At 71.8% G+C, this 16,847-nt stretch carries 16 protein-coding genes and 1 pseudogene; 2 read left to right on the top strand and 15 right to left on the bottom strand.

Annotated elements, in window-relative coordinates; genetic code table 11:
- From CCO04_RS28960 to CCO04_RS26130, 9 genes and pseudogenes are all read right to left on the bottom strand, one after another.
- Positions 1-116 (bottom strand): annotated as a pseudogene (locus CCO04_RS28960) (pyridoxal 5'-phosphate synthase lyase subunit PdxS); the annotation flags it as partial.
- Positions 113-499 carry a RidA family protein gene (locus CCO04_RS26165; protein ID WP_215817125.1) on the bottom strand — a complete coding sequence of 129 codons (387 nt, stop codon included), beginning with the start codon at positions 497-499 and terminating at the stop codon, positions 113-115. The gene CCO04_RS26165 and the pseudogene CCO04_RS28960, both read right to left, overlap by 4 nt.
- A complete protein-coding gene (locus CCO04_RS26160; RefSeq protein WP_215817124.1) occupies positions 496-1,329 on the bottom strand; it encodes a mycofactocin-coupled SDR family oxidoreductase in 834 nt (277 codons plus the stop codon). Before CCO04_RS26160 ends, CCO04_RS26165 begins: the two co-directional genes overlap by 4 nt.
- Before the next feature lie 42 nt (positions 1,330-1,371).
- Positions 1,372-2,409, bottom strand: coding sequence for an ABC transporter permease (locus tag CCO04_RS26155; RefSeq protein ID WP_215817123.1), 1,038 nt, complete (start codon positions 2,407-2,409; stop codon positions 1,372-1,374).
- Entirely contained in the window at positions 2,372-3,895 is a 1,524-nt protein-coding gene (locus CCO04_RS26150) for a sugar ABC transporter ATP-binding protein (protein ID WP_215817122.1), read from the bottom strand. The genes CCO04_RS26155 and CCO04_RS26150 overlap by 38 nt, the downstream gene beginning before the upstream one ends.
- Before the next feature lie 28 nt (positions 3,896-3,923).
- A complete protein-coding gene (locus CCO04_RS26145) occupies positions 3,924-5,069 on the bottom strand; it encodes a sugar ABC transporter substrate-binding protein (RefSeq protein ID WP_215817121.1) in 1,146 nt (381 codons plus the stop codon).
- A 102-nt stretch (positions 5,070-5,171) separates the two neighbouring features.
- A complete protein-coding gene (locus CCO04_RS26140; protein WP_215817120.1) occupies positions 5,172-6,425 on the bottom strand; it encodes a PLP-dependent aminotransferase family protein in 1,254 nt (417 codons plus the stop codon).
- A gap of 42 nt (positions 6,426-6,467) precedes the next feature.
- Positions 6,468-7,301, bottom strand: a complete 834-nt coding sequence (locus CCO04_RS26135) for a mycofactocin-coupled SDR family oxidoreductase (protein WP_215817119.1) — start codon at positions 7,299-7,301, stop codon at positions 6,468-6,470.
- A 34-nt stretch (positions 7,302-7,335) separates the two neighbouring features.
- Entirely contained in the window at positions 7,336-8,193 is an 858-nt protein-coding gene (locus tag CCO04_RS26130; RefSeq protein ID WP_215817118.1) for an SDR family NAD(P)-dependent oxidoreductase, read from the bottom strand.
- Between the two features lie 233 nt (positions 8,194-8,426).
- Between CCO04_RS26130 and CCO04_RS26125 the strand changes: the two genes are divergently transcribed.
- Positions 8,427-9,026, top strand: coding sequence for a TetR/AcrR family transcriptional regulator (locus CCO04_RS26125; protein WP_215817117.1), 600 nt, complete (start codon positions 8,427-8,429; stop codon positions 9,024-9,026).
- Positions 9,023-9,625, top strand: a complete 603-nt coding sequence (locus CCO04_RS26120) for a TetR/AcrR family transcriptional regulator (RefSeq protein ID WP_215817116.1) — start codon at positions 9,023-9,025, stop codon at positions 9,623-9,625. Before CCO04_RS26125 ends, CCO04_RS26120 begins: the two co-directional genes overlap by 4 nt.
- A 94-nt stretch (positions 9,626-9,719) precedes the next feature.
- Here CCO04_RS26120 and CCO04_RS26115 read toward each other — a convergent pair whose 3' ends face one another.
- The 6 genes from CCO04_RS26115 to CCO04_RS26090 form a co-directional block, all read right to left on the bottom strand.
- Positions 9,720-10,652 carry an ABC transporter permease gene (locus CCO04_RS26115; protein ID WP_215817115.1) on the bottom strand — a complete coding sequence of 311 codons (933 nt, stop codon included), beginning with the start codon at positions 10,650-10,652 and terminating at the stop codon, positions 9,720-9,722.
- 1 nt (position 10,653) lies between these two features.
- Positions 10,654-11,748: an ABC transporter permease gene (locus CCO04_RS26110; protein ID WP_215817114.1), complete on the bottom strand. Its 1,095-nt coding sequence runs from the start codon at positions 11,746-11,748 to the stop codon at positions 10,654-10,656.
- Positions 11,741-13,309 (bottom strand): ABC transporter ATP-binding protein, encoded by a 1,569-nt coding sequence (locus CCO04_RS26105; RefSeq protein ID WP_215817113.1) that lies wholly within the window; start codon positions 13,307-13,309, stop codon positions 11,741-11,743. Before CCO04_RS26105 ends, CCO04_RS26110 begins: the two co-directional genes overlap by 8 nt.
- Before the next feature lie 2 nt (positions 13,310-13,311).
- Positions 13,312-14,307: a BMP family protein gene (locus CCO04_RS26100; protein ID WP_215817112.1), complete on the bottom strand. Its 996-nt coding sequence runs from the start codon at positions 14,305-14,307 to the stop codon at positions 13,312-13,314.
- Between the two features lie 188 nt (positions 14,308-14,495).
- Positions 14,496-15,782, bottom strand: coding sequence for an alpha/beta hydrolase domain-containing protein (locus CCO04_RS26095; protein ID WP_215817111.1), 1,287 nt, complete (start codon positions 15,780-15,782; stop codon positions 14,496-14,498).
- A gap of 23 nt (positions 15,783-15,805) precedes the next feature.
- On the bottom strand, positions 15,806-16,840 hold the full coding sequence (locus tag CCO04_RS26090) for an L-2-amino-thiazoline-4-carboxylic acid hydrolase (protein ID WP_215817110.1): 1,035 nt from the start codon (positions 16,838-16,840) through the stop codon (positions 15,806-15,808).
- Between the last annotated feature and the right edge of the window lie 7 nt (positions 16,841-16,847).

Here is a 16,847-nt window from a genome sequence, read left to right as displayed (position 1 = left end):
ACCGCGCCGGCGTCCTCGGCGATCTTGGCCTGCTCGGGGGTGACCACGTCCATGATCACACCGCCCTTGAGCATCTCCGCCATGCCGCGCTTGACCCGGGTCGTCCCGGTGCTCACGCCGAGGCCTCCCCGACGTACGCCCACGCCTCGACCTCCAGCAGCATCCGCGGGTCGAGCAGTGCGGAGACGACGACCGTCGTGCTGGCGGGGGCGGAGCCGGACGTGAAGGCCTCCCCCTTCGCCCTGCTGTACGACGCGAAGTGCGCCGCGTCGGTCAGGTAGCAGACGAGCTTGGTGACCTGCGCCAGTGTCGCGCCCGCCTCGGCGAGGGCGAGCCCGATGTTCTCGAAGCACTGCCGGGCCTGCTCGTACGGATCGTCCGTCGCGATCTGCGCCGAGGCGTCGAGCGCCACCTGGCCCGAGAGCACCACGAAGTCGCCGCTGCGCACGGCCTGGGACATCCCGTCGAACCGCAGGTGCGGCGGGTTGAAGCCCCTCACGGCATGCCCGCGGACGCGGCGGTGCTGATGTCGATCGTCGTCCCGCTGACGTAGCGGGCGTCGTCGGAGACCAGGTAGAGCACGGCTTTCGAGATGTCCTCGGGCGCCACCCAGGGCACGCCCATCGGGCTCATCGCGGCGTACGCCGGCTCGACCTGCTCGCGCGTCGGGGCGTCGAGGTCGGGGCAGAACAGCCCGTAGAGCGCGTCGTTGTGGACCATCCCGGTGTCGACCGTGGCCGGGCAGACCGCGTTGACGGTGATCCCCGACGAGGCCGCCTCCAGGGCGAGCGTCTTGACCAGGCCGATCACGCCCCACTTGGCGGCGACGTAGTGGGCGAGGTTGGGATTGCCCATCCGGCCGCCCATCGACGAGGTGGCGACGATCCGGCCGTGTCCCTGGCGGAGCATCGGCCGCACCGCGGCGCGCATCGTCTTGAAGACGCCGGTCAGGTCGACGCCGATCATCTCGTCCCAGGCCGCGTCGTCGAGGTCCCAGAACTTCGCGAAGCCGCACACGCCCGCGTTGGCGACGGCGATGTCGAGCGAGCCGAACCTCTCGACCGCGTCGGCGACGACCGCCTCGATCGCGTCGGTGTCACGGACGTCGCCGCGCACCGTGTGGCAGACGACGCCGAGCGCCTCGACCTGCGCCTTGGTCTCGGCGAGGTCCTCGGGGGTGGCGAGGGGGTACGGGATGGTCGCGAGGTCGGCGCAGAGGTCGACCGCGACCACGTTCGCGCCCTCCGCGGCGAGGGCCAGGGCGTGGGAGCGTCCCTGTCCGCGGGCGGCGCCGGTGATCAGCGCGGTCCTGCCGTCGAGCTTGCCCATGTCGTTCTCCTTGTCAGGTGGTCGGTACGGCGGCGGGCGGCGTCAGCCGTCCGCGCGCACCGAGAGCTTGCGGAGCTTGGTGAGGACGACGGCGAGGATGAGCGCGCCGCCCTGGAAGGTGGAGATCACCCAGAACGGGATCCCCTGCAGCTGCAGGCCGTTGATGCCGATGGCGAGGATCGCCAGGCCGACCAGCAGGCCCGGGACGTTGAACCGGCCCGGCTTGATCATCGTCGAGCCGAGGAACGCCGCGGCGTACGACGGCAGCAGGTACTGCGCGCCGACGTCCGGCTGCCCGGTGCCGATGCGGGAGGTGTAGACGAGACCGGCGAGCGAGGCACAGAAGCCGGAGACGACGAACGCCAGCACCAGGATCCGGTTGGTCGGTACGCCAGCCAGCCGGGACTGCTCGCGGCCGAAGCCGGTGGCGTAGATCATCCGGCCCAGCGGGGTCATCTCCAGCACGTAGAACACGATCAGCGCGAGCACGACGACCAGCACGATGGGGTTCGGGATGCCGAACAGCTCACCGCGGCCGAGGTCGGTGAAGGACGTCGGGATGTCGCGCGAGACGACCTGTCCGTTGGCGACCAGCTGGGAGACCCCGAGGAAGATCGAGCCGGACCCGAGCGTGACGATGAACGGGTCGATGCTGAGCCGCACCACGAGCAGCGCGTTGACCAGTCCCGCGCACGAGCCGACCGCCAGGGTGATCAAGATGGCGAGCGGCACCGGCATCGAGCCGGCCGTCTGCTGGAAGGTCCAGGCCGAGGTGATCACCGACAACGTGAGCACACCGCCGATGGAGATGTCGAAGACCCCGGCGGCGAGCGGGAACAGCAGCCCCAGCGCGACCACCGCGGTGATCGTCTGGTTGTTGACGACCGCCAGCAGGTTGCTGCTGGTGAGGAAGACGCCGGGCGAGGCGATGGTGAACGCCACGATCATGGCGACGAGCAGCAGCGGCCCGGCCCAGCGGTCGAGCAGGTCGAGGCCGAGCCGGCCCGCCCGGTGCTCGGCGGGCCGCGCCGCCGGCACCTCCTCAGCCTGCTGCGTAGCAGAGCTCAACGATTCGCTCACGGGTGATCTCCTTGTCGGTCAGTTCGTCGGCGACGACGCCGTCGCGCAGCACCAGGACGCGGTCACAGGTGGCGGCGAGGTCGTCGGTGTCGGAGGAGCACAGGAGGACGGCGGTGCCCTCGGTGCGTGCCGCTTCGACGAGGAGGCGCAGGATCTCGGCGGTACCGCCGACATCGACGCCGTGGGTGGGCTCCTCCAGCACCAGCACGCGCGGTGCGGTGCGCAGGAGGCGCGCCACGTAGGCCTTCTGGGCGTTGCCGCCGCTGAGCAGCTCGATCGGCCGCTGCACGTCGGGCGGCCGGATCCGGTAGCGCTCGACGAGGGCGACGGCGTCCGCGCGCTCGGCACGGTGCCGGAACCGCCCCCCGCGCCAGTACGGCGACAGGTCGGCGATCGTGATGTTCTCGGCCACGGTCATGCCCGTGATCCGCTTCTGGTCGCGCTCGCCGGGCAGCACCGCGACGCCGAGCCGCCGCAGCGACCGGACGCCGGGCCGCGGCACCGGCGCGCCGGCGACCGTGACCCGGCCGCGGTGCAGCGGCGCCCTGCCCTGGAGCAGGCGGACCACCTCGTGCACGCCGGATCCGGCCAGGCCGGCCACGCCGAGCACCTCGCCCTCGCGCAGGGACAGGCTGGCACCGGCGAGCTCGCGCCCGGCGACGACGTCGTCGAGCTCGAGCACCGGGGCGCCCGTCGTACGACCGGCGGCGCGGTCGCTCGCGTGCACGGCGCCGACCTCGCTGCCCGCGATCACCCGGGCGAGGTCCTCGCGAGTGAGCGTGGAGACGCTCTCCTGGAGCACCACCGCGCCGTCGCGCAGCACGGTCACCCGGTCGGCGAGGTCGATGACCTCCTCCAGCCGGTGGGTCACGTAGACGACACCGACGCCGCGGGCGGCGAGCGTGCGGACCAGCCGGAAGAGGTGCTGGACCTGCTCCTCGGGCAGCGCCGCCGAGGCCTCGTCGAGGACGAGGACCCGGATCGCGTCGGGGTCGTCGATGGCCCGGGCGATGGCGACCTCGGTGCGCTCGACCGCGGAGAGTCCGGCCACCTCGGCGTCGGGGTCCAGGTGCCCGAGCCCGAGGTCGTCGAGCCGGGCCCGGGCCGCCGAGCGCTCCCCGCGCCAGCGGATCGCCCCGAGCGTCCCGGCCCGGTAGGTGCCGACGCCGAGCCGGAGGTTCTCCAGCACCGACAGCTCGTCGACCAGGCCGATGTCCTGGTGGATGATCCGGACGCCGGCCCGGCTGACCGCCACCCCGTCGCCGAACCGCAGTCGCGATCCGGCGACGGAGCAGCGCCCGTCGTCGGGGTGGTGGAACCCGGAGAGCACCTTGATCAGGGTCGACTTCCCGGAGCCGTTGTGGCCCAGCAGGGCGTGGATCTCGCCGCGCGCGACGGTGAAGTCGACGCCGTCGAGGGCCCGCTGCCCGGGGAACGTCTTGACGATCCCGTGCAGCTCCAGGGCTGCCGTGTCGTCCGTGGTCATCGTGGTCTCCGCTCTCCTCACCCAGGACTCAGCTGACGCCCCAGAGCGCCTTGAACTGGTCGCGGAAGCCGTCCGCGCCCTCGTAGGTGCCGCTCTTCGGCGCGCTGTCCTGGGTCATCAGGAGCTGGGTCGGGTTCTCGATGTTGTCCGGGATGGTCTGCCCCGCCTTGAGCCGCAGCGCCGCGTCGACGACGGTCCAGCCGTTCTCGTAGACGCCGGAGGCCACGTCGGCCTTGATGATGTCGCCCTGGCGGACCAGCGCGAGGGTGGGCTCGTCACCGTCGAAGGTGCCGACGGAGATGCCGTCCTCCTTGCCCGCCTGGCGCACGGCGTCCGCCGCCATCACGCCGGAGAAGCCGGGCGTGCTGACCACCCAATTGAGCTGCGGGTTCGACTGGATCTTGGCCTGGAGGGCCGGCGGCAGGTCGGTCTGCGCGGTCGCGACGCTGAACCGGTCGACGCTCACCTTGCAGCTGGGGCACTTGTCGAGCGCGGCCTTGACGCCGTCGGCCCGCTGGCCGTTGCACTGGTAGACGGTGTCGGCGAAGATCGCGACGTTCGCCTTGCCGCCCGACTCCGAGACGATGTAGTTCCCGAGCAGCTCGCCCTCGATCTGGCAGACGTTGCCGACCTCGACGGTGTTGCCCTTCGCGGGGTCTGGGAGCTGCGCGGTGAACTGGCCGATCACCGGGATCTTCAGCTCGTGCGCCTTGGCGTAGGCCTCGGACGCGTCGGCCGAGGGCCGGGCGTTGTTGACGATGACGTCGGGCTTGGCGTTGACCGCCTGGCTCATGCAGTTCTGGAACGAAGCGACGTCGCTCTTGGCGTCGCAGACCTCCAGGTCGAAGCCGAGGGCGTCGGTGGCCTGGCGCACGCCCTCGACCTGGGCCACGCAGCCCGGGATCGACTGGTCGCAGCCGACGAAGTACACGGTCATGGACGCCGGCGGCTCGACCGGCCCGAGCGCCTTGACGGCGATCTCGGTCGGCACCTGCACGGCCGTCTCGGCGGCGGCCTTGGCCTCGTCCAGCCAGGGACCGCTGGCCGCCGGGCCGTCGTCGGAACCGGAGTCGGAGCTGTTGCAGCCGGCGAGCGCCACGGTGGCAGCGACCACCAGGGCGGCGATCGCGGCGCCGCGGCGGCGGCGTGCGCGAGGGAGGTTGTTGGAAGGCACGGGCATTCCTCTCGTGGGGTTGGGTCGGGTGTTTTCGGGCGCCCGAGCTCCGTCCCCGGCGCGGGCGCCGGGAACAGCAGGTGGGGGTGGGTCAGCGGCCGGTCAGCGTGCGTTCGCGACGATCGCCTCGCCGAGGGCCTTGATGCCGCGCTCGAGCTCGTGGTCGGGCGCGTGGCTGTAGGCGAGGCGCAGGTAGCCCTGGCCGGCCTCCTGGCCGAGGAACTTCTCGCCGGGACGGCAGAAGACACCGGCCATCGCGGCCTCGTGCTGGGCCTTCTCCCAGTCGACGTTCTCGGCGATCTTGAGCCAGAGGTAGTAGCCGCCGTCGGGCACGTCGAAGCTGACCAGCCCGCCGCAGTGCTCGCGCACCGCCTTGACGGCGAGGTCGCGCTTGCGGCGGTAGACCGCGTTGGCCCGCTCGATGTGCGGGTCGAGCAGGCCCTCCTCGAGGTACTGCTCGAGCATCCGGCAGATCCACTGGCTGACGCCGAGGTCCTGGCGGACCGACGCGAGCGCGTGGATGAGCGGCTCCGGTGCGGTGATCCAGCCGATCCGCAGCGCGGGGGCGAGCACCTTGGAGAAGCCGTGGCTCTGGATCACCCGGCCGTTGGTGTCCATGCTCAGCAGCGACGGGACCGGGTCGCCGCCGTAGCGCAGGTCGGCGTAGATCGAGTCCTCGAGGATGACGAAGTCGTACTCCTCGGCGACCTCGAGCAGGCGGCGCCGGCGGTCCTCGGGCATGACCACGCAGGTCGGCAGCTGGAAGGTCGGGATGACGTAGAGCAGCTTGGGCGTCACGCCGTCGCGGCGCATCTCCTCGAGCCGCTCGACCAGCGACTCGATGACCAGGCCGTGCTCGTCGATCTCGACGGTGCGCAGGTCGGCGCCGCGCATCTGCATGAAGCGCATGGCGTAGGGGAACGTCGCCTTCTCGACCAGGACGCCGTCACCGGGGTTGACCAGCGCGTTGACCGCGAGCGCGATCGCCTGCACCGAACCGGAGGTCAGGATCAGGTTGTCGGCGCCGAGGTCCGGCACGTCCTGGGTCCGGGAGATCCAGGCGGCGACCTTCTCGCGCAGCCCGGTGTGGCCCAGCATCAGCTCGATGTACGACGGCAGGTAGACGATCTGGTCGGTCTCCTCCTCGTAGCCGAAGGAGATGTACTCCAGGGCCCGGCCACCGTCGCGGTCGAGGACCTCGCCCATCAGCCGGCGGAAGTCGTCGAGCGGGAAGGTCTCCTCGGCCGCGATGCCCTGGTCGAAGTTGAAGGTGACCTGGGCCGGCGGGTCGGGGAAGAACAGCGCCGGGCCACCGGCGGCGAGGTCGGAGAGCTTGTCGGTCGGGTCGAAGGTCACGGGGAGGCTCCTGGGTAGTCGGGTTCGTGCAGCGGGTGCGCGTCAGGCGCTGTGGAAGGCGTTCCAGCCACCGGCGACGTCGAGCGCCGTACCGGTGATGTAGCGGGCCTCGTCGGAGGCGAGGAAGAGGACGGCCTCGGTGGCGTCGCCGACCTCGAGCCACGGCACGGCCATCGGGTTGAGCGTGGCGAAGGTGTCGCGGACGTCGTCGGTGGTGGGCGCGGCCAGGTCGGGACGGAAGAGGCCGTAGGTGAGGTCGTTGTGGCACATGTCGGTGGACACGGACATGGGCGAGATCGCGTTGACCGTCACGCCGTAGGGCGCCAGCTCGATCGCGACGGACTTCACGAGTCCGATCACACCCCACTTCGAGGCCGCGTAGTTGGCATTGTTGGGACCGCCCTCGCGACCGACCGCCGAGGCGGTCGCCACGATCCGGCCCGCACGCTGCTCGGCCATCACCGGCGCGACGGCGCGGATGCTGGCCGCCACACCGCCCAGGTTGACGTCGACGACGTCGCGCCACACGTCGTCGGCCATCTCCCGGACCGGGCCGAAGGCGGCGATGCCGGCGTTGGCGAGCAGCACGTCGACCCGCCCGAACCGGTCGACGGTGGCGGCGACGACGTCGCGCATCTGCTCGGGGCTGCGGGTGTCGGCCTTGAGGGTCAGGCAGGGCGCGCCGAGCGACTCGACGATCCGTGCGGTCTCGTCGAGCTCCTCAGGCGTGCCCATCCGCGACGCGCAGGGGATCTGCGCGGCGATGTCGACCAGCACCACGTTGGCGCCGCGCTGCGCGAGCGCGATCGCGTGGGAGCGGCCCTGCCCCTTGGCGGCGCCGGTGACCAGGGCGGTCCGGCCGTCGAAATTCCTCATCGTTGTCTCCTCGATGTCGTGGTCGGTCGGCGGCTCAGGCCGTGTTGGTGGCGGCCAGGCCGGCCGAGACGTCGACGACGGCGCCGGTGCGGTCGAGGCCGGGCTCGGCGACGAGCTGCTCGACGGCGCGGACGACCGCGTCGACGTCGACGTACGTCGTGCTGCTGGGGTGGCGCACGCGCAGCGCGTGCTCGGCCGCGGCGCGGTCGGGACCGGTCACGGCCTGCGAGCCGTCGCGCCCCGCCTGGAGCACCGCCCAGTACGACGGGTCGTCGCTCATCGCGGTGTCCATCACGCCGGGGCACACGACCCCGACCGCGATGCCGTGCCCGGCGACCTCGTGGGCCAGCGACTTGGCCAGCCCGATCTGACCCCACGCGGCGGCCGCGTAGTGGCTCAGCCCGAAGGCGCCGCGGCGTCCCTCCTCGGCGGCGACCACGACGATCCGGCCACGGCCGGACTCCTCCAGGTGGGCGAGGGACTCGCGCAGCACGTGGTAGGTCCCGTGCAGGTTGGTGTCGACGACGGCATCCCACGCGGCGTCGGTCATCGTGGCCGCGGTGGCCGCGGTGCGCACGCCCGCCGCGCACACGACGACGTCGAGCCCGCCGCCGAGCGCGGCGCCGGTCGCGGGCACGGCGGCGCGGACCTGCGCGACGTCGCGGACGTCGACCGCCGCGACGTGACCGGTGGGGCCGACCGCGGCCCGGGCCGCGTCGAGCTCGGCGCTCCCGGCGAGCGGGTAGCCGAGCTCCATCGGAGCGGGCGCGTCCCACACCGCGACCCGGGCGCCGGCCGCGACGAAGGACGCGGCGATCGCGGCGCCGAGCCCGCGGGCACCACCGGTGACGAGCACCCGACGGCCCTCGAAGCGCGTTGAATTTCCGTTCATGTGGGTAGTCCTATCGCGCCGCCGGAAGGTGTGTCAAGGGACACAGGAGGTCGATCCAGGCACAGAGAATCCCGCCTGCCCAGGCGGGAAACGGCAATTCGGCACTCGATGCCACAGGTGGTGACGCGAAATTCAGATGCTCTGAATTGGTGTTCATTTCTGGCGTCCCGCCGATGCACTGGCTAGCCTTCGGGCAGTCCGATCGACCAACCACGTCCCCGAGAGGCGGCCCGGTGACCCTCCCTCCGACCCGGCAGGCGCTGGTCGACGCTGCCGTCGACGTCTTCACCGAGAAGGGCCTGCACGGCGCCCGGGTGATCGACGTGACCAAGCGCGCCGGCGTCGCGGCGGGGAGCTTCTACACCTACTTCGACACCAAGGAGGGGCTCTTCCTCGAGGTCGTAGAGCAGGCCCGCCACGAGCTGGCCGCCCAGGTCCCGCGGGCCCGGTTCTCCGATGCCGAGAGCGCCCGGGCCTGGCTGCACGAGGTGGTCCGGCTCCAGGTCGGCCGCCTCGCCGAGGGCGCCGCGACCTGGCGGATGATCAACGCCGCCGCGCTCGGCAACGTCCAGGTCGCCACCGCGCTGCGCGACCAGCCCGACCCGTTGACGCGCACCCTCACCGACGAGCTCGGCTTCTGGGCCGAGCAGGGGTGGATCGACCCGGGCGTCGCGAGCGCCGTCGTGGTCGACGCCCTCATCGCGCTGACCGAGCAGGCCGTGCAGCAGTGGTCCCACGAGGGCGACGGGTTCGACGTCGAGGCCGCGACGGCCGCCGTCGCCGACGCCTGGACGGCGCTGCTGCGGATGCCGCCACGAGGAGCGGGCCGATGAGCGAGCGGGCCGCGGCCACGACCCAGGGCAGCCGGACGCGCGGTGCGCTGCTGCGCGCCGGACGGCGGGTGCTGGAGCGCAAGGGTCTGCACAAGACCCGCATCTCCGACATCACCAAGGAGGCCGACGTCTCCGTCGGCACGTTCTACCTGCACTTCGAGAACAAGGACGACCTGTTCCGCCAGCTGCTCATCACCGTCGAGGACGAGGTCTACGGCGAGCTGGTGCCCGCCGAGCCCGGCGCGGTCGACCCCGCGCAGCGGATCCGCGAGACCAACCGCCTCTACCTCACGGCGTTCAAGCGCAATGCCGCCTTCTGGACCTGCGTCGAGGCGGCCGCGCTGGAGCAGCCCGACGTGCCCGGCGTCCTGGCCGAGCGCAACCGCTACTACCGCAGCCGCACCGAGCGCGCGATCGCCCGCTGGCAGGCGGCCGGCCAGGTCGCGCCCGAGGTCGACCCGGCCACGGCCGCGTTCCTGCTCGGCGCGATGACCGAGCGCCTGGCCTACCTCTGGTACGTCTTCGGCCACCGCGAGGACGTCGACCAGGCGACCGAGGACCTGACCCGGCTCTGGCTCAACTACCTCGGGCTCGCCTGACGCGCGCTCGGCGGAGGCCCGGACGTGAACCAGGGCGGCGACCTGGTGAGGTCACCGCCCTGGTTCTCCGTCTCCTGGTGGAGCTGAGCGTGGATCAGCCCACCAGGCGGCTCTCCCGGTCGTAGTTGCGGCCGAGGAAGGACGGCTGCCGCGCCCAGCGGAACGCGAAGACCATCACCAGCAGCGTGGCGACGTACGGCAGCATCAGGACGAACTGGTGCGGGATGCCGATCCCCGCGACCTGGGCCCGCAGCGCGAGCACCTCCATGCCGGCGAAGAACGCCGCCCCGGCGATCACCAGGTGCGGACGCCAGCCGCCGAGGAAGGCCAGCGCGATGACCAGCCAGCCACGACCGGCCACCATGCCCTCGGTGTAGAGGCCCGTGTAGACCATCGGCAGGTAGGCACCGGCCATGCCGACGAGGCCGGAGCCCACGACGGTCGACCAGGTCCGCGCCCAGGTGACGTTGATGCCGAGGCTGTCGGCCGCCTTGGGGTTCTCGCCGATCGAGCGGAACGCCAGCCCGCTGCGGGTCTTGTACATGAACCACCAGATGCCCACGGAGATCGCGAACGCGAGGTAGACGACCAGGTCGTGGTCGAACAGCACCTCTCCCAGGAACGGGATGTCCGAGAGCAGCGGGATCGGCTTGTCCTCCAGCGTCGGGATGAGCGGCGGCTCCATGGTCACGCCGATCACCTCGCGGTAGAGCAGACCGGCGGCGCCGAGCGCGGCGAAGTACAGCGCCAGGCCGACGACGAACTGGTCCAGCCGCAGCTGGGTGGTCATGTACGCCAGCACGAGGCCGAAGACACCGGCGATCGCGAAGGCAGCGGCCATGCCGACGGTGTTGCTGCCGACCTTGAAGCTGACCAGGAAGCCGACCGCCGCGCCGAGGACCATGAGGCCCTCCTGCGAGACGTTGAAGACGCCGGCCCGGCCGCTCAGGACGGTGCCCTGCGCGGCGAGCAGGAACGGCACCATCGCCGGGATCATCAGGGTCAGGAGCTCGGTGATCTCTCCCATGTCAGTTCCTCCTGAGCTTGGCGCGGGCGATGTCGGACAGGAGCAGGAACAGCAGAATCAGCGCCTCGATGATGAGCACCATCTCGACCGGGACCTGCGCGGTGCGCTGCATCGACCCGGCGCCGACCTCGAGGACGGCGATGCCGAAGGCGATGAACGGGATCGCGATCATGCTGCCGCGGGCCATCAGGCCCACGATGATGCCGAGGATCAGGAAGTTGGACTGCATCCCCTCGAGCATCTTGCCGTGCACGCCGGCCACCTCGATCGCACCGGCCAGGCCGGCCACCGCACCACCGACGACCAGACCCGCCCCGGCGAGCCGGGAGGTCCGGATGCCGTGCACCTGCGCGGCCCGCAGGTTGGCGCCGACCGCGCGCATCTCGAAGCCCGTCGACGTACGACGCATGAAGATCGCGATGACGACCACCAGCACGAGCGTGATGATCACGCCCGAGTGCAGCGGCGGCGCCTGGCCGATGCCCGGCAGCAGCGCGCCCTCCCCCACCCGGACCGTCGCGGGGTGACCGGCACCCCGGTCGGGCCACACGTGGCTGGCGACGTAGTCGATGAGCTGGAAGGAGATGAAGTTCAGCACCACCGTGCTGAGGATCTCGTTGACGTTGAACTTCACCATGAGGAACGCCGCGATGCCCGACCACACCGCGCCCGCGAGGGCACCGGCGAGCAGGACGCACGGCAGCAGCACGATCATCGGCAGGTCCGACCAGAGGATGCCGACGGCGACACCTCCGGTCGCGCCGACGAGCAGCTGCCCCTCGGCGCCGATGTTGAACTTGCCGGTCGCGAGCGGGATCGCGAAGGCATAGGCGCACAGCAGCACCGGGACCCACTTGTGGAGGGTCTCGACCGTGCCGAACCGGGTGTTGAAGCTCGTCGTGAGCACCGACTCGAACGCGGCGACCGGGTCCTGCCCGAGGGCGAGGATGATCAGGCCGCCGACGGCGAATGCCGCCACCACGGACAGGACGTACGGCACCACCAGCCACAGCGCGTCGGCGACGCGGCGCGAGCCGCGGGCCTCGGGGGCCGCCGGCGGTGCCGACGGCGGAGCGGTCATCGTCGTCTCAGACACGAGCTTCTCCCAGTCCGGTCATGCTGCGGCCGACCTCGTACGCATCCACCGAGCCGTGCGGCCACGCACCGGCCTGCGACCCCTGGTAGAGCGCGATCACCCGGTCGGACAGGGCGATCACCTCGTCCAGGTCCTCGGAGATGAGCAGGACCGCGCAGCCGGCCGCCGTGGCCGTGCGGACCTGCTGGTAGACGAACCGCGTCGAGCCGATGTCGAGACCGCGGGTCGGGTTGTGCAGGATCAGCATCCGCGGCTGCCGGGCGAACGCCCGGGCCAGGATCACCCGCTGGATGTTGCCGCCCGACAGGTCGCCCACCAGCGTGCCGGGACCGTTGGCGCGCACCGAGAACTCGGCGATCGCCTCGACGGCCCGCTGCTTGGCGGCACCCCAGTCGATCAGCCCCATCCGGCGCACCTTCGGGCTGCGCTGCGAGCCGAGCACCAGGTTCTCGGTGATGCTCGCCGTCGGCAGGATGCCGTCGCGGTGCCGGTCCTCGGGGACGTAGGCCACGCCGTGCTCGAGCCAGGCCGAGGTGGCGAGCCCGCCCATGGCGCGACCCCCGACCTCCACCGTTCCCGCGCGCAGCGGCCGGACACCGGCGAGCGCCTCGGCCAGCTCGACCTGGCCGTTGCCGGCGACGCCGGCGATGCCGACGATCTCGCCCTCGCGCAGCTCCAGGTCGAAGCCCTGGATCAGCTCGTGGCCCTGGTCGTTGACCACGACGAGGTCGCGCACGGCGACGGCGGTCGTCGTACCGACGGACGAGAGGGACTCCTCGACCTTGTCGGCGTCGACCGCCCCGAGGGCCGCGGCGTCGACCGCGGCTCCCGGGTCCGTGGTGCTGCCGACCATCTTCTCGGCGAGGTGCTCGGCATCGGTGTCCGCGCGCTCGATCGTCTCGACCCGGCGCCCGTCGCGCATCACCGTCATCCGGTCGCAGACGCTGAGCGTCTCGCGGATCTTGTGGGTGATGAGCACGACGCTCATCCCGTCGTCCACCATCGCCCGCATCGAGCCGAAGAGGTCGTCGACCTCCTGCGGGGTGAGGTTGGTGGTGGGCTCGTCGAGGATGAGGACCTTGGCCCCGCGGTAGAGCGCCTTGAGGATCTCCACCCGCTGGCGCACGCCGACCGGCAGCTCCTCGACGACCGCGTCGGGGTCGACGGTGAGCCCGAACCGCTCGCTCAGCTCGCGGATCCGCTCCCGCGCCTCGCTGAGGTCGAGCCGGAGCGCTCCCGGTACGTCGGTCCCGAGCACGATGTTCTCGGTGACGGTGTAGTTGTCGACCTGGAGGAACGTCTGGTGGACCATGCCGACCCCGGCCGCGATGGCGTCCCGGGGCGAGCCGATGCTGGCCGGCTGACCGTCGAGGAGGACCTCGCCGGCGTTGGGCCGGTAGAGCCCGTAGAGGACGTTCATCAGCGTCGTCTTGCCGGCGCCGTTGCCACCGAGCAGACCGTGCACCTCGTTCCGCCCGACCACGAGGTCGACGGAGTCCAGCGCGGTGACCGGTCCGAAGGTCTTGACGATCCCCCGCATCTCCAGACGCGGGTTCTCCATGGTCACTTCACCTCGGCCTGGTCGAGCTCGACCTTGATGGACCCGTCGGTGATCCCGGCGACCGCCTTCTCGACCTCCGCCTTGACCTCGGCCGGGACGTTGTCGCCCACGTCGACGCTGGCGCCCTTGCCGAAGCCGATGACGTAGTGGCCCTGGGTGGTGCCCTTGTCGAGGTCCGCGAGGATCTCGGTCAGCGGCAGCTTGAAGTCGTAGAGCACGGTGGCCGCGTAGTGGTCGGGGCCGTTCTGCGACTTGTCGGTGTACTTCACCGTCACCCAGGCCGCGCCCGGAGCGGTGTCGTTGACGGCCTTGAAGGCGCCCACCACGCCGAGGTTGAGCGAGGTGATGATGACGTCGGCGCCGCCGGAGATCAGCTGGCTGGTGAGCTGCTGGGCCTTGACGGTGTCGTTGAAGTCGCCGCTCCACACGGGGTTCAGCTCGACGTCCTTGCCGCTGTCCTTGATCGCCTGCTCGACGGCGTGGACCTCGGAGTACGAGAACGGCAGGCTCAGGCCGCCCAGGTAGCCGACCTCGCCCTTCTTGGTGAGGTTCGTGGCCAGCACGCCGATCGGGTAGAAGACCGTGTGGAAGTTGCGGTCGATGACCCACACGTTGTCCGGCTGGCCCTCGGGCTCGCCGTCGAACTCACCGATGAAGCGCACGTCGGGGTTCTGCTCGGCGATCTTGGCCGTGGCCTCGTAGAACTGCGAGCCGTGGGTCCAGATCACGTTGAAGCCGTCGGCGACGTACTCCTGGAGGACCCGCTCGATGTCGGGAACGGCGACGCTCTCGGAGTACGACACCTCGGCGCCGTCCTTCTCGGCCGCCTTGAGCGCCTCCAGGCCGAGCGCGTTGTAGTCGGCGTCGGTCGTCGGTCCGGAGAAGATCGCCGCGATGCGGGTCTTCCCGTCGTCGGCGCCGCCCCCGCCGCCACCGCAGCCGGCCGCCACCAGCATCACCGCCACCAGACCGGTGAGCACACGAATCAGTCCACGCATGATTGCCCCTTCGAGGTGCGTCCCTCGCCCGACAACCGGTGTGCAGGATCCGCCCGCAGCGGGTGTGTCGGGCGTCACTTTCGGAGGAGTTTGGTGCCGCGTGCTATACGCCAGCACCGGCGAGCGTTGCCCAAGGGCCCGGTGGCACTTGGTAAAGAAGTGACCGGGTAGTCGGCGGCACGCGTGCTCTAGGTTCCTTGAGGTTGGGGACGTGCTTCCGCCAGCACCGCCGCCCGGTCCTCCGGTACGACGAAGCCCGCGGCGATCGCCGCGTCCGTGGCGCGCTCGTACGCCGCGAGGTAGTCCGCGCGGCTCGCCCAGCGCCGCTCCCACGCACCGTCCGGCAGCGGCAGGGTCCGCCCGAACAGCTCGCAGATCACCGACGCCCCGGGCCCGGCCTGCCCGGACGGGACGTCGGCCGGCGCGTCCACCACCGGCGTCCGCACGCCGCCGCGGACGATGCCGAGCTCGTCGCGCACGAACGCACCGCCGGCGATCTCCAGCGGCGGCGCGGACGGGGCCGGCGCTCCCCCGCGCGCCCAGCGGTCGAGGTGGCGGAGCGCGGCCCGGACGACATAGGCCTGCTGGCCGCGGTTGACCGGGTCGGCACAGCCGAGGAAGGCCTCGAACTCGCCGATCTGGAAGAGGTCCACGTGGGCCGCGCCCGCGATCTCCCAGACCCGCAGCCCGGCGTGGTCGGGCTGCCGGGCGGGCAGGAAGTTCAGCCGCCCGAGCAGGTCGCCCTCGGCCTGCAGCACGATCACCGGCACGTCGAGGTCGTCGCGCAGCGGCTCCGGCTCCCGGTTCTCCCGGGCCGCCACGAGGTCGATCCCGCGGCCGGCCTCGCCGAGCGGCGCGGCGACGTCGCCGCGGCTGTGGATCAGGAAGCCGTCGAAGAAGCGCTCCGTGTCGTGCACCCGGTTGACGTACGTCGTCAGCAGGTACGCCGACTGCGACTCGCCGATCGCCAGCACCCGCTCGGCACCGGTCTGCGCGGCGAGCGCCCGGGCGACCTCGGTGAAGATCCCGTGCGCGAAGGCGTCGCCGGGGTGGCGCAGGCCGCCGTACCGCTCGGGGTCGACGCCGGTGAGCCCCTGGAGCGCGACGCCCTCGACGGCGACCGTGGCCGCGCCGCTCGCGATGCCGTTGTACTGGGCCGAGACGCCCGCCCAGGCATGGCCCTGGCGGACGAGCTCGTCGGCCAGGTAGGTCCAGTCCGGCGCCGCGTCGGCGCCGCTGCTCACGTTGAGCCACTCGACGACCAGGGTGCCGCTCGCGGGCACCGACTCCGGCCGCCGGACAACCACCCGGGTGCTGAACGCGGCCGACCCCAGGGCGGGATCGGCCGCGCGTGCGGTGCCGGAGGCGGCGTACTCCACCTCGGTCCAGCCCGCGGCCGCGAGGTCGGGCCCGGGCCGGGCGGAGGTCAGCGCGATGCCGTTGCCGCCCGTGAGCGGCTGGAGGGTGACGGACATGCGCGGAACCTACCGCCCGGGGCTCAGGTCGTGCGGAGCTCGATCTCCCGCAGCGCCGGCGTCGCGGCGTCGCTGAGCCGGACCTCGCACTCCAGGCTCGGGTCGAACGCCCGCACCAGGTGCGGGAACGCGTCCCAGAACACCCGCGCCCGCTCGCCCACCTCGTAGTGCCCGAACATGTCGTCGATCGGGGTGCCCGCGACCCGCACCACCAGCGACGACCCCGTCTCGACCAGCTCGTGGCGCCACACCGTGAGCGGCGCGAGGTCGAGGTTGGCCAGGAACGCGTACGCGGACCGCCCGGTGATCGCCTCGGCCAGCAGCGTGCCGCGGTGGGTCGCCCAGCGCCGCATCCCCTCGACCAGGACGCTCTCGGGCACGTCGTGCTCCTCGAGCGCCCGCGCGAAGGTGAGGAACCGCCCGGCGATGAGCCGCGAGGTCCGCGTCTGGGCGAGCCGGGCGCCGTCCTCGGGCCCGGTGTCGGCGTCCGGGTACATCTGCGCGAGCTCGCGCCCGAGCGGCGTCACCTCCTGCTCGACGGTGCGGGCCGTCGGCGGCAGCACCCAGCGGAAGGCGCAGTGGCTGTCGCCCTTCATCAGGTTGAGCGGGATCACCACGACCCCGTCGGGGTGGTAGCTGCCGGCGATCGACTGGTGCACCTCGTCGCAGTAGACGTGGCCCCACCGGTGGAAGCCGGCCTCCTTCCACGCCAACGACGCCGGGCAGTAGTGCACGTCGAACTGCACGTCCCCGGGCGTGTAGGTGCCGTCGGCCTCCATCTCGTCCTTGACGACGTAGGTGCTCGCGCTGTCCCAGCGCTGCATCAGCGTCTGCATGTCGACGGTCCCGCCCAGCGCGACGTGCGCCTGGCGCATCTCCTGGCCCCGCCAGCCGCCGTACCCGCGCAGGTGCGCGCGGACGGCGGCCTCGGCCTGCGGCGCCCCGGACTCCAGGGTCGCCTCGGCGATGTGCATGTAGATCCGCGCGCCCGCCTGGAGGATGGAGGTCAGCAGCGCCTTGGAGTCGAGCTCGGGCCGGGTCCGCTCGTCGGTCGTCACGGCGTAC

The sequence above is a fragment of the Pimelobacter sp. 30-1 genome (assembly GCF_018831735.1).
In the GTDB taxonomy this organism is placed as follows: domain Bacteria; phylum Actinomycetota; class Actinomycetes; order Propionibacteriales; family Nocardioidaceae; genus Nocardioides.
Note: the sequence above shows the minus strand (reverse complement) of the source record. Positions and strands in the feature narration are given on the sequence as shown.